This is a genomic window from Micromonospora sp. WMMA1996 (genome assembly GCF_002573675.1).
Taxonomy (GTDB): domain Bacteria; phylum Actinomycetota; class Actinomycetes; order Mycobacteriales; family Micromonosporaceae; genus Micromonospora; species Micromonospora sediminicola.
Genome location: NZ_PDHU01000005.1, coordinates 464,330 through 476,586 on the forward strand (window position 1 = coordinate 464,330; position 12,257 = coordinate 476,586).

At 75.2% G+C, this 12,257-nt stretch carries 10 protein-coding genes and 1 pseudogene; 4 read left to right on the plus strand and 7 right to left on the minus strand.

Translation table 11 applies throughout. From position 1 onward, the window contains the following. Nucleotides 1-55: 55 nt before the first annotated feature. Genes COO58_RS27780 through COO58_RS27790 form a run of 3 tightly spaced genes read right to left on the minus strand, consistent with a single transcriptional unit; the run spans nucleotide 56 to nucleotide 6,482 of the window. Nucleotides 56-2,881 (minus strand): ABC transporter permease, encoded by a 2,826-nt coding sequence (locus COO58_RS27780; RefSeq protein WP_141561960.1) that lies wholly within the window; start codon nucleotides 2,879-2,881, stop codon nucleotides 56-58. Nucleotides 2,882-2,895: 14 nt separating this feature from the next. Next, a complete protein-coding gene (locus COO58_RS27785; RefSeq protein WP_091570231.1) occupies nucleotides 2,896-3,642 on the minus strand; it encodes an ABC transporter ATP-binding protein in 747 nt (248 codons plus the stop codon). A 2-nt stretch (nucleotides 3,643-3,644) separates the two neighbouring features. Beyond that, nucleotides 3,645-6,482, minus strand: coding sequence for an ABC transporter permease (locus tag COO58_RS27790; RefSeq protein ID WP_141561961.1), 2,838 nt, complete (start codon nucleotides 6,480-6,482; stop codon nucleotides 3,645-3,647). Between the two features lie 98 nt (nucleotides 6,483-6,580). Between COO58_RS27790 and COO58_RS27795 the strand changes: the two genes are divergently transcribed. Further along, nucleotides 6,581-7,231 carry a PadR family transcriptional regulator gene (locus COO58_RS27795; protein WP_141561962.1) on the plus strand — a complete coding sequence of 217 codons (651 nt, stop codon included), beginning with the start codon at nucleotides 6,581-6,583 and terminating at the stop codon, nucleotides 7,229-7,231. Nucleotides 7,232-7,257: 26 nt separating this feature from the next. Here COO58_RS27795 and COO58_RS27800 read toward each other — a convergent pair whose 3' ends face one another. From COO58_RS27800 to COO58_RS30030, 3 genes are read right to left on the minus strand one after another with little or no spacing between them, the layout of a single operon-like run. Further along, nucleotides 7,258-8,361: a low specificity L-threonine aldolase gene (locus COO58_RS27800; RefSeq protein WP_098747866.1), complete on the minus strand. Its 1,104-nt coding sequence runs from the start codon at nucleotides 8,359-8,361 to the stop codon at nucleotides 7,258-7,260. Further along, nucleotides 8,358-9,545: a pyridoxal phosphate-dependent aminotransferase gene (locus COO58_RS27805; protein ID WP_098747892.1), complete on the minus strand. Its 1,188-nt coding sequence runs from the start codon at nucleotides 9,543-9,545 to the stop codon at nucleotides 8,358-8,360. The genes COO58_RS27800 and COO58_RS27805 overlap by 4 nt, the downstream gene beginning before the upstream one ends. Nucleotides 9,546-9,576: 31 nt before the next feature. Next, nucleotides 9,577-10,056 carry a hypothetical protein gene (locus COO58_RS30030; protein ID WP_141561963.1) on the minus strand — a complete coding sequence of 160 codons (480 nt, stop codon included), beginning with the start codon at nucleotides 10,054-10,056 and terminating at the stop codon, nucleotides 9,577-9,579. 1,022 nt (nucleotides 10,057-11,078) lie between these two features. Here COO58_RS30030 and COO58_RS31030 point away from each other — a divergent pair. After that, entirely contained in the window at nucleotides 11,079-11,411 is a 333-nt protein-coding gene (locus COO58_RS31030) for a hypothetical protein (protein ID WP_255292787.1), read from the plus strand. Continuing rightward, nucleotides 11,408-11,491 (plus strand): annotated as a pseudogene (locus COO58_RS31330) (hypothetical protein); the annotation flags it as partial. The gene COO58_RS31030 and the pseudogene COO58_RS31330, both read left to right, overlap by 4 nt. A 405-nt stretch (nucleotides 11,492-11,896) precedes the next feature. Here COO58_RS31330 and COO58_RS31040 read toward each other — a convergent pair. After that, on the minus strand, nucleotides 11,897-12,097 hold the full coding sequence (locus COO58_RS31040; RefSeq protein WP_255292788.1) for a hypothetical protein: 201 nt from the start codon (nucleotides 12,095-12,097) through the stop codon (nucleotides 11,897-11,899). A gap of 28 nt (nucleotides 12,098-12,125) precedes the next feature. On the opposite strand from COO58_RS31040, the gene COO58_RS31045 reads away from it, so the two are divergent. Further along, on the plus strand, nucleotides 12,126-12,257 hold a 132-nt coding region (locus tag COO58_RS31045), incomplete at its 3' end, for an SIS domain-containing protein (RefSeq protein ID WP_255292794.1).

The following is a 12,257-nucleotide window of genomic DNA, read 5'->3' on the forward strand; positions in this document are numbered from 1 at the left end:
CCCGAGCGGCCGCGCGGCCGGCGTCGTTCCTGGGCGCCTGGCCGCGCGGCCGCCGTCATTCCTGGGCGAGGAGCCGCGCGGTGGGTAGCCGGCGCAGCAGGTAGGCGGGAACGAGCGCGGCCAGGCAGGTGACCAGCACACCGGCCAGGGCGGCCAGGGCGGCGATGGTGACCAGCGCCGCGGGCAGGTCACCGACGAGCCAGGCGGCGCCGCCGAGCCCGAGGCCGGCGCCGCTGAGCGCGCCGAGGCCGCCGAGGAACAGCGCCTGGTAGCCGACGAGACGGGTGAGCGCGCCGTCGGTCCAGCCGGTGGCCTGGAGGGCGGCCAGTTCGGTGGCGCGGTCCCGGACGTCCAGGTAGAGCACGTCCGCGACGGCGGCCGCGCCGAGCAGCACCGTGGCCACGGCGGCGAGGGTGTCCGCGCCGCGTACGTCCAGCGACACCGTGTCGCCCAGCAGACTGCCGACGACCGCGCCGCGGAAGGCGTAGGCGACGGCGCCGACCACCGTCAGTGAGGCGATGCCGATACCGAGGGCGGCGGCACCGAGCAGGGTGCGTGCGGGGACGCGGGCCAGGTTGACCAGAGCCATCCCGGCGACGGTCCGGGTGCGGTGGGCGCGGAGGGTGGCGGCCACCGGCGGGCGCAACGCGGCCCAGGGGTGGGCGCGGGCGGCGCGCAGCGCGGGTGTCAGACCCGCGACCAGGGCCAGGAGCAGCGCCACCGGCACGGCGAGCAGCGCGCGGTCCCACTCGACGTCGATGCCGAGGGCGCGACCGAGGGGGACGGCGAGGCCGACCCCGAGCAGCCCGGCGGCCAGACCGAGCGTCGCGACCTCGCCGAGGACGAGCGCGCCGATGCGGCGTGCCGACCAGCCGAGGCAGGCCAGGACGGCGAGTTCGGCACGGCGGTCGCGGACGGCGGCGGTGACGGCGTTGCCGAGGAACAGCGCGCAGACCACGAGGACCAGCGCGAACAGCACGGCGCTCTTGCGGTCGACGGCCTTCGTGATGACCGAGGCGACGCCGAGGGCGGACCAGTTCTCGGTCAGCCGCAGGTCGGGTCGGCCGAAGGCGCCGGCGGGCAGGTCCACGGTCTGCGGCGCGGGCGAGGACCCGAGGGTGATGTCCACGTCGAGGCCGGTGGTGGTGGCGATCCGTTCGGCGATCAGGCGGACCCGCTCGGCCGAGCGTTCGTTGTAGCCGTCCACGTCGGCCACCCTCACCCGGATCGCGCTGATCGGCGCCTTGCGCTGCCGGGCGGGAGCGCCGACCAGCAGGTCCGGGACGCTGGCCAGGTTGGTGAGCAGCAGCGGCGGTGCGGAGAGGTAGCCGCCGGGGCTGCCGTTGGGCAGCAGCGGCCGGTCCCCCAGCGCCTGCCGACTGCGGTCGTCGGCGCCCTCGACGGTCGGTGGCTCGTAGGTCTCCAGCGGCACCCGGGACAGGTCGTCGAATCCGGTCAACCGGAGCGGGTCGAACGTGCCGACCGGACGCCAGCTGTGGGAGAGGGCCTCGTCGCCGATGCTCGTCGGCACCTGGTTGAGCGGCCGGAACGACCGGTCGTCGGCGAGCCAGGACCGCTGCCGTCGGATCACGAACTCGGAGCCGTAGACCGACGGGTCGACAGTGACCGCCCGCGGCCGCAGGACGCCGTCCGGTCCCTCGTCGTAGTCGACCGGGCCGGCCTGCAACACGAGGTCGAGCACGCCGCCGCAGCACTCCCCGGGACGCTCAATCAGGTTCCGGATGTCCCCGAGGTAGCGGTCGGCGAAGTCCTCCCGCCCGCCGCCCGCCGGCCTGCCGGGGAGCGTGGCGAGGGCCGACCCGACCGTGTCGGCCGGCAGGCCGGCGATCCCGGACGGCACGAGCTGGCGGTACGTCGCCGAGACCGACCCGTCGACGAACGGGCGGCTGGTGGCCAGGACCGGGAACTCGGTGGCCTGACCCCAGGAGGAATAGTCCACCCGGGCCGGCCGGCGGTCCGGCGGAAGTGGGATGCCGTCCTGGATCGCCTTGTTCAACCCGACCAGCCGGTCCTCGGCCACCGGGTCGACGGCGGCGAGCAGCAGCGCGACACTGACCCCCACCGGGAGCAGCAGCCGGTCGGTGGGCGCCGGTGGCTTCCCCCGGCGGGCCGGGCCGAACTCGAACCGCCCGTCCGGCCGCAGGTGGGCCGCGCTGAGCGAGGTCATGTCGAGTTCGGACATGGTCGATCCGGCCGCGCCGTCGCTGGCGACCGCGAACGGATCGCAGACCGGCAGCGAACGCCCGTCCGGTTGGACCTCGCGCGGGACCGCGTACTCCCGGCCGCAGGCGTCGACGGGGTGCTCGCTGCCGTCGGTGTACCGGAGCTTGCGGCCGGGCGGCCCGGAGAAGTCCGGACGGATCAACGGATGCTTCGTGAGGTAGAGGTACCGGGGTGCGGCCCGCCCGACCGACCGGCCACGGTCCGTGTCGAAGGTCAGGTCGATCCGGATGACCTGCCGGTCCAGGGACGGGTCGACCGCCCCGGTGAGGTCGAGTGAGCCGCTGATGATCTGGTCGGCGTGTCCGAGCATCGCGATGGGCGCGGCCACCTCGATGCCGGGCAGCGCCTTCACCTGGTCGTACTGGGCCGTGGTGATGCCGCCGAAGAGGCCGGACAGGTAGTTGGGACGGACCAGCCCGCGCTGCGCCTCCAGCGGGGTGCGGCTGCCCGCGGGACGCACGAGAATGTCGTAGGACGCGCGGGTGTGCCGTTCGAGGCTGCCGATCACGGCGAGCCGCGAGGTGGTGGTCGCCCCGGTGAGGACGACGAAACCGGTGGTGGCCACCAGGACGCCGGTCAGCAGTGCCACCGAACGGCCCGCACGCCCACGGAGCTGTCGCCAGACGAATCGGAACACGCGTGCTCCCTCGGTCAGAGACGCAGTCGGGAGGCACGGTCGAACGTGTCGGCCGGATCCTCCCCGTCGGTCAGGTCCACGTCCTCGACGATCCGTCCGTCGCCGAGCCGGACCAGGCGGTCGCAGCGGGCGGCGATCGCCGGCTCGTGGGTCGCGAGCAGGATCGTCATCCCGTGCCGGTCGCGCAGGTCGAGCAGCAGGTCCAGGATCTGGGCGCCGGTGGTCGAGTCCAGGTTGCCGGTCGGCTCGTCGGCCAGCAGCAGCCGGGGCTCGCCCATCAACGCCCGGGCGATCGCCACCCGCTGCTGCTGGCCGCCGGAGAGCTCCGCCGGCAGGGCCCGTTCCCGGCCGGCGAGGCCCACCGCGTCCAGCAGTTCGCGGGCGCGGGCGGCGTGGTCGGCCCGGCCCCGGCGCGGCAGCACCGGCGCGATCACGTTGTCCAGCACGGTGAGCGCCGGCAGCAGGTGGTAGCGCTGGAAGACGAAGCCGACCCGCTGCCGGTAGCGGGCCAGGGCCGCCCGACGCAGCGCGGTGACCTCCACGTCGTCCACCGTCACCGTGCCCCGGTCGGCCTGCTCGATCGCACCGATCAGGTGCAGCAGCGTGGACTTGCCCGAGCCGCTCGGGCCGGTCAACGCCACCACCGACCCCGCCGCGATCTCCAGCGACACGTCGTCGACGGCGGTGAGCCGCTCGGGGCCGGTGCGGAACTGCCGGACCAGCCCGGCGATGCGTACCGTACTGCCCGTCGTCGGGTCCATGGTCACTCCTCTGCCAGCAGTCGTGCGGTGGGTAGGCGGCGCAGCAGCGCCGCCGGTACGAGCGCCGCCAGGCAGGTGACCAGCACACCGGCCGAGGCGACCAGCGCCGCCACGGTCACCAGGCCGGCCGGCACCTGGCCGACCACCAGGGCCGCCCCGCCGAGCCCGAGGGTGGCGCCGCCGACCGCGCCGAGCGCGCCGATGACGAAGCCCTCGTAGCCGACCAGGCGGCCCAGCGCCGCGTCGGTCCAACCGGTCGCCCGCAGCGTGGCGAGTTCGGCGGCCCGGTCGCGGATGTTCAGGTAGAGCACGTCGGCCACGGCGGCGGCGCCGAGCAGCACGGTGGCCACCGCCGCGAGGGCATCCGCGCCGCGCACGCTGAGCGACACCGTGTCACCCAGCAGGCTGCCCACGATCGCGCCCCGGAACGCGTACGCGGTGGCCGCCACCAGTGTCAGCGCGGCCACCCCGATGGCCAGCGCGCCCGCGCCCAGCACGGTGCGGCCGGGGCTCCGGGTCAGGTTCACCAGCGCCAGGCCGGGCAGGGTACGGGGGCGGCGTACCCAACGGGCCGCGGCGACCGGCGGACGCAACGCCTCGGCCGGATGGGCGCGCGCGGCTCGCAGCGCCGGCGCCACGCCGGCGACCAGCGCCAGCAGCAGGGCCACCGGTACGGCGACCAGCGCCCGCCGCCAGTCGATGCCGATGTCCAGGGCCGCGCCGAGCGGGAACGCCAGGCCGACGGAGAGGAGCCCGGCGGCGAGACCCAGCGCGGCGACCTCACCGAGGACCAGCGCGCCGATCCGGTGGGCCGGCCAGCCCAGGCAGGCGAGCACCGCCAGCTCGGGGCGGCGGTCCCGGACCGCGGCGGACACCGCGTTGCCGAGGAAGAGCACGCAGACCACCAGCACCAGGACGAAGAGCGCGGCGCTCTTGCGGTCCACCGCCTCGGTGATCACGGAGGCGACCCCGAGTGCCGACCAGCTCTCGGTCAGGCGCAGGGCGGGGCGGCCGTACCCGCCGGCCGGTAGCTCCACGGTCGTCTGCGGCGCGGGCGAGGACCCGAGCGTGATGTCGACGTCGAGGCCGGTGGCCTGGGCGATCCGCTCGGCGATCAGGCGGACCCGCTCGGCCGAGCGCTCGCTGTAGCCGCCCACGTCGGCGACCCGGACCCGGATCGCGCTGATCGGCGCGGTGCGCTGCGGCGTGCCGGCGCCGTCCAGCAGCTGGCGCGCGCTGGCGAGATTGGTCAGCAGCAACGGCGGCGCGGACAGGTAGCCGGCCGGGTTGCCACTCGGCTCCAGCGGCCGGTCGCCCAGCGCGGTCCGGCTGCGGTCGTCGGCGCCCTCGGCCACCGGCGCCTCGTACGTCTCCAGCGGCACCGTGCCGACGTCGCTGAAGCCGGTCAGCTTTTCCGGGTCGAACACGCCGACCGCCCGCCACTGGCGGAACGGGGTGACCGCGCCGCCGCCGGGCAGGGGAAGTCGGCGCAGGGTCCGCGCCCCGACGTCCTCGGTGAGCCAGGGGCGGGGCAGCCAGCTGAATTCGCGAACGTCGCCGAAGACCTCGGGTGCGGCCGGTGGCACTCCGGTGGCGCGCAGCTCGCCGCCGGGTCGCTCCTCGTAGGCCACGGGGCCGGGTTGCGTGATGGTCTGGAGCTGCCCGCGACAACAGCCACCCTGGTCGGAGACTCCCGCCGCGAGGCGGCTGCGGTAGGCGTCCGCCAGGTTCGCCCGGGCCACCCCCGCCGGTGTGCCGGTTGCCCGCCGGAGCCCGTCCTCCAGGTCGACGGCCGGCATTCCGGCCGGGCGGGCGGCGGGCAGCCGGGTGAGCGTGGCTCGCAGTTCGCTGTCGAGATAGGGGCGGCTGGTGGCCAGCACCGGAACCGACCGGTTGAGCGCGGTGCCGAGCAGCTTCTCGTCCACCGCGTCGCCGGCCCGCAGGGGGCGGCCCGTCGTCACGGCGCCGGCGAGGCCGACGAGGCGCTGTTCGGCGTCCGGGTCCACGGCGGCGAGCAGGAACGGCACGGTGACCGGCTCGGTCAGCGTCAGCCGGTCGGAGATCGCCGTCGCGGCGTCGCCGTTCTCCGCGAGCACGCGGTTCTCCGCCTCGAAGCGGCCGTCCGGCAGCAGCCGGACCGGGACGACCCACCAGTTGTCCCGCTCGGAGAGCGCGCCACGGTTGCCGATCAGGGCGCCGCGCTGCGGGTCGCAGATCGGCCGGCTGCTGCCGTCCGGCTGCACCTCGCGCGGGACCGCTCCGCAGACCTCGTCCACCGGATAGCGCCTGCCGTCGGTGTAGCGGAGCTCGTCCAGGTGCTCCGGATCGACCATCGGATGGATGAGGGGGTGTGTGGTCACGTACACGTACCGCGGCTTGCCCGGCGCGGTGGACAGGCCGCGCTCGGCCAGGTAGGTGGGCTCGACCCGGATCACCTGCCGGTCGAGGGACCGGTCGACCGCCGAGGTGAGGTCCAGCCGCAGCGGCACCGCCGAGGTCGAGTAACCGATCATCGCGATGGGGGCGGCCACGTCCACTCCGGCGACCGCTCTGACCTGTTCGTACTGCGCCGTGGTGATGCCGCCGTAGGTGTCGGAGAGGTAGTTGGGCCGCACCAGTCCGCGCGCGGCCTCCAGGGGCGTGCGCGTCCCCTGCGGACGGACCAGGATGTCGTAGGCGGCGCGGGTGTCGCGCTCCACGGCGCCGGTGACGGCCAGCCGCGAGGTGGTGGTGGCGCCGGTCAGGACGACGAAGCCGGTGGTGGCCACCAGCACGCCGGCCAGCAGCGCCACCGAGCGTCCCGCACGGCCACGAAGCTGCCCCCAGATGACGTGGAACATGTCGCGCCTCCCCGTGTGCTGACCACACTGTGCGCGATACATTGTGACAATGCAAGGCCCCGCACGGGTGCCTGTCCGGAACCGGATCGGAGGAGACGGTGGCGATCCAGCACGCGGTCCTGGCCCTGCTCGCCCGTGGTCCCAGCTACGGCTACGAGCTCAAGGGCGCCTTCGAGGCGGCCGTCGGTCCACAGTGGGGCCCGCTCAACATCGGGCACCTCTACCAGATCCTCGACCGGCTGTCCCGGGACGGGCAGGTCGTCGCCGAGCGGCACGCCCAGCCGGTGAAGCCCGACCGGGTGGTCTACGAGATCACGCCGGCCGGCCGCACCGAGCTGGACCGCTGGCTCGCCGAACCCAGCCCGCGCAGCGGCGGCTTCCGGGACGACTTCTTCCTCAAGGTGACCGCCGCAGCCCGCTCCGGCGAGGCGTCCGTCGTCCGTTCCGTGCTCACCAACCAGCGCGGCCATCTCCTGCGCGAGCTGCGCAACCTCGACGGGTTGCGCCGCCGGGCCGACGACCCCGTGGTCCGGCTGTTGCTGTCGGCGGCGGGCCGGCACGTCGAGGCCGACCTCGCCTTCGTCGACGACGCCGAGGCGGCGCTGCTCGCCGACGGCGGCGTCACGCTGGCCGCCCTCGCCGACGCGCCCCCGTCCGACCGGCCCGCCGGTCGAGCGTCTCGGGCCGACCCGATCGACCCGGGGGCCCGGCCGGACGACGGAACCGGCCCGACGCGGGCCGCCGGCTGACGCGCGAGCCGCTCGCGGCGCGCCGGTCAGTCCGCCAGGCGGCGCAGGAAACGGTCGGCCAGCTCGGTCACCGCCTCGGCGTCCAGCTCCCGCGCGGGGCCGGCCACCGTCACCTCGGCCAGCGCCAGCCCGGGCACCTCGGTGTCCCGCCAGCCGCCGACGAACCACGCCCGCTCCTCCTCGGCCAGGGCGAGGTTCGCCGCGTTCAGCGCCGCCGCCGGGTACGGCAGCCAGAACCGGAACTGGTGGGTGTGCGGCGGCGTCGGGTGGACCCGGGCGCCGGGCAGGGCGGCCAACGCCTCGGCCACCACCTTCGCGTGCCCCACGTGCCCGGGCAGCTGCGGCAGCTCCCGGGCCAGCCCGGCGAGCGCGGCCAGGGCCGCCGGCCACTGCTGGAACAGCGTGCCGCCGTAGCGGTGCCGCCAGGCGCGCGCGTAGCGGGCCAACTCCGCGTCCCCGGCCAGCGCCGCCCCGGAGTGGCCGCCGAGCGACTTGTAGAACGAGACGTACGTGCTGTCGGCCAGCGCCGCGATCTCGGCCGTCGAGTAGCCGAGGTGGACGGTCGACTCCCAGAGCCGGGCGCCGTCGAAGTGCACCCGGACGTCCCGGGCCCGGGCCGCCGCGACCACGGCGACCAGCTCGTCCCAGGTCGGCAGCACGAACCCGGCGTCCCGCAACGGCAGCTCCAGGAAGAGCGTGCCGATCGGCTCGTCGAGCGCGGCGACCTCGGCAGCCGTCGGGTTGCGCGGGGCGGCCGTGGTCGACACCGCGCGCACGCCGGCGAGCAGCGCGTACGCGTCGCGTTCGTGCACCAGCGGGTGGCTGAGCGGGTGCAGCCCGACCCCGGACCGGCCGGTCAGCTCCGCCCCGTGCCGCATCGCCACCTGCTGCGCCATCGTGCCGGAGGGGAAGAACACGGCGGCCTCCGCGCCGAGCAGCTCGGCGACGCGCAGCTCCAGCTCCGCCACCGGCCCGCCCTCGCCGTAGAGGTCGGGCAGGTCGTCACCGGCCACCGCGCCGAGCGCGGCGAGCTGCTCCCGCACCGACGTCGGGCGTACGCCGGAGAGCATCGTGTCGCAGCCGCGCTGGGCGGCGAGCCGCCGCAGCCGTTCGGCGTGTCCGTCGCTCATCCGTCCTCCCGGAGCCGGCGCAGCCGGGTCACCGCCTCGGCGAGCACCTCCGGCCGCTTGCAGAACGCGAACCGGACGAGCCGGCGGCCCGCCTCCACGTCGTCGTAGAAGACCTGCGTCGGCACCCCCACCACGCCGCAGCGCTCCGGCAGGGACCGGCAGAACTCCACCCCGTCCCGGCCGCCGAGCGCGCCGATGTCGGCGGTGACGAAGTAGGTCCCCTCGGGCGGGAGGACACCGAAACCGGCGTCGGCGAGCCCGGCGACCAGCTGGTCCCGGCGGCGTTGCAGGTCGTCCCGGAACCCGGTGAAGTAGGCGTCGGGCAGGCCGAGGGCCACCGCCACGGCCGGCTGGAGCGGGCCGGCGTTGACGAACGTGAGGAACTGCTTCACCCGCAGCACCGCCGCGACCAGCGGTGCCGGCCCGCTCACCCAACCGACCTTCCAGCCGGTGCAGGAGAACGTCTTGCCGGCCGAGGAGATGCGCAGCGTCCGCTCCCGCATGCCCGGCAACCCGGCCAGCGGCAGGTGCGGCCCGGCGGCGTCGGTGTAGACGAGATGCTCGTAGACCTCGTCGGTGACCGCGTAGACCCCGTGCTCCCGGCACAGCCCGGCGACCACTGCCAGCTCGTCGGCGGTGAAGACCTTCCCGGTCGGGTTGTGCGGCGAGTTCAGCAGCACCAGCCGGGTACGCGGACCGAACGCCGTGCGCAGCTCGTCCGGGTCGAAGGCGTACCGGCCGTCGGCGCCCGGTCGCAGCGTCACCGGGCGACGGACCGCGCCGGCCAGCGCGATCGAGGCGGCGTACGAGTCGTAGTAGGGCTCGAAGCAGACCACCTCGTCACCCGGCTCGCAGAGGGCGAGGATGCTCGCCGCGACCGCCTCGGTGGCGCCGGCGGTCACCACGATCTCGCCGTCCGGGTCGTAGTCCAGGTCCCAGAACCGGCGTTGGTGGGCCGCGACGGCCGCGCGCAGCGCCGGGATCCCCGGACCCGGCGGGTACTGGTTGTGGCCGCCGCGCAGCGCCTCGGCGGCGGCGGCGAGCATCTCCGGCGGGCCGTCGCTGTCCGGGAAGCCCTGCCCGAGGTTGACCGCGCCGGTGCGCACGGCCAGCGCCGACATCTCGGCGAAGACGGTGGTGCCGAACGGCCGCATCCGGGCCACCAGGGGATCGGTCGTCGTCACGGCGGCCAGCCTACGGCCCACCTCCGACGCGTCACCAGCCGAAGCAGGTTCGCGCCCCCACCGGCCGGAGTTCCGGTACACCTCCCGGCCGTCGATCGTGATCCGGCAGGTCACGTCGCCGGCGTCGGGTCCGGCCGGGGTCGCGGTGACCTGCACCCGCTCGCGGTTGTTCGCGTGAGGCGCAGGCGCCAGGCGAGGCCACGTCGTCGAGGTGGAGCAGGTTCTCGCCCGCGTCGTAGAACTGCACGTCCACCGGGCCGGTCGCGGTCACCTCGTAGACGACGGTGAAGCGTCCGGGCCCGCCCGACGGGGTGGTCACCGGCACCGTGGGCGTCGGCTCGTCCGCGATCCCGTCCGGGTCGTCGAGGTAAGGGTCGTCGAGATAGGGGTCGTCGTAGGGCTCCCCGGCCGAGGTCGAGTCGTCCACGAACGCCCCGAGCACGCCCAGGCCGACGCAGCCGCAGAAGGCCAGCACCAGCGCGGCGACCACGGTGACCACCAGGCCGACCACCCAACCGCCGGTGGAGCGGCGCGGGACCCCGCCGGGATACGCGTACGGCGGCGGGTACGGCCCGGGCGGATACGCCCCCGGCGGATAGGCGGCCGGCGGATAGGCCGCGGGCGGATAGGCGGCCGGCGGCCGACCGGGTGCGGCCGGGCCACCGGGCGGCGTCCCGCCGGTGTCACCGGGCGACGGGACGGCCGGGTCGCCGGACCGGCCGGCAGGCGTGACGGCGGGTGGGACGGCCGGTCGGGGTGGCCGGCCGCTTCCGGCGCCGTCCAGCCCGCGCCGCCGGCCGGTGCCCCCGTCGGTCGGCCCGGTCCCGGGTCGACGCCCTGCCCGGGGTGTCGGGCCGGTCGGTCGGGCCGGGCGTGCCGGCAGGGTCGGATGTGCCGGAGTGGTCGCCGGTCCAGGGGCCCGGTGCCCAGGTCGGCGGCGACCACGGGGCGGGCGGCGTCCACGGCTGCGGGGCGGCCAGCGGGTCGGGCGGCGTCCAGGACGATGCCGCTGGCGGCGCGATCGGGTCGCCGGGCGTCGCGGCCGGGTGGGCCGGTGTCGGGGGTGGGCCGCTCGGCCCGGAGCCCGGCTCGGGGGCGGGGGTCGTCTCGGACATCGGCTCAGCTCACAGGGGTACGGCGCGGACGTCCGCGGGGGGTGGGCGCGGCCCTCAATGTAGGGCGTGCCAGCCACCCCCGCGGCCCCGCCCTGCGCCCTCCCCAGAACCCCGCCCCGACCCGGCGATCAAGGAGTTGGCGTCGGAGGGTGGCATGTCGTCCGACCGGAACTCCTTGGTCAACATCGGTGACCGCACACGGGCCGGGCGGCCGGGCGTCGATCGCCGCGCCTGCCCTGCCGGGGCCGCGCACGCGGTGATGCTGGAGGCCGCCGCCATGCCGACCGGCCAAGGCTCCACGCGGGATGGGCCGCTTTGTCCGATCCGCCGCCCCGCTCATCGGTTCGCTCATGTTCAGTGATCGTTAACCCGCCTTCCGAGCACGCGCGGTGAGCGAAACTCGGCTAGGCTGCGGACCATGTGTGGAATCGTGGGTTACGCCGGTGCGCGCCCGGCGCTCGGCATCGTGCTCGACGGACTGCGGCGGCTGGAATACCGCGGCTACGACTCGGCCGGGGTCGCCGTCGTCTGCGACGACGAGCTGCTGACCGAGAAGAAGGCCGGCAAGCTGGCCAACCTGGAGAAGGTCCTCTCCGAGCGGGCCGCGAGCAACCCCGAGGACTGCGCCGCCAGCCCGATCGGCATCGGCGACGGCACCACCGGCATCGGCCACACCCGGTGGGCCACCACGGCGGGCCGACCGACCGCAACGCCCACCCCCACCTCGCCCCCGACGGCCGGGTCGCCGTGATCCACAACGGCATCATCGAGAACTTCGCGAAGCTGCGCGCCGAGCTGGAGGACGAGGGCGTCGAGTTCGCCAGCGACACCGACACCGAGTGCGCCGCGCACCTGATCGCCCGCGCGCTGGCCGACCTGCGCTCGGCCGGTGAGACCGACAGCCCGCAGCTCCTCGCCGCCGCCATGCGGGTGGTGTGCGCCCGCCTGGAGGGCGCGTTCACGCTGCTTCGCCGTCGACGCCGGCATCCCCGGCCGCGGTGGTCGGCGCCCGGCGCAACTCGCCGCTGGTCGTGGGCCGGGGCGACGGCGAGAACTACCTGGCCAGCGACGTGGCGGCGTTCATCGAGCACACCCGGGAGGCGGTCGAGCTGGGGCAGGACCAGAATCGTCCTGATCACGCCGGACAGCATCGACATCACCGACTTCGCGCGGCCAGCCGGCGAGCGGCAAGGACTTCCACATCGACTGGGACTCGTCGGCCGCCGAGAAGGGCGGCTACGACTGGTTCATGCTCAAGGAGATCGAGGAGCAGCCGCAGGCCATCGCCACACGCTGCTCGGTCGGCTCACCGAGACCGGCGAGATCGCGCTCGACGAGGTGCGCCTCAGCGAGCAGGACCTGCGTGACGTCGACAAGATCTTCATCGTCGCCTGCGGCACGGCCTACCACTCCGGCCTGGGTCGCGAAGTACGCCATCGAGCACTGGACCCGCATCCCGTGCGAGGTGGAACTGGCCAGCGAGTTCCGCTACCGCGAATCCGTGCTCGACCGCTCCACGCTGATCGTGGTGATCTCGCAGTCCGGCGAGACGATGGACACGCTGATGGCGCTGCGGCACGCCAAGGAGCAGAAGGCC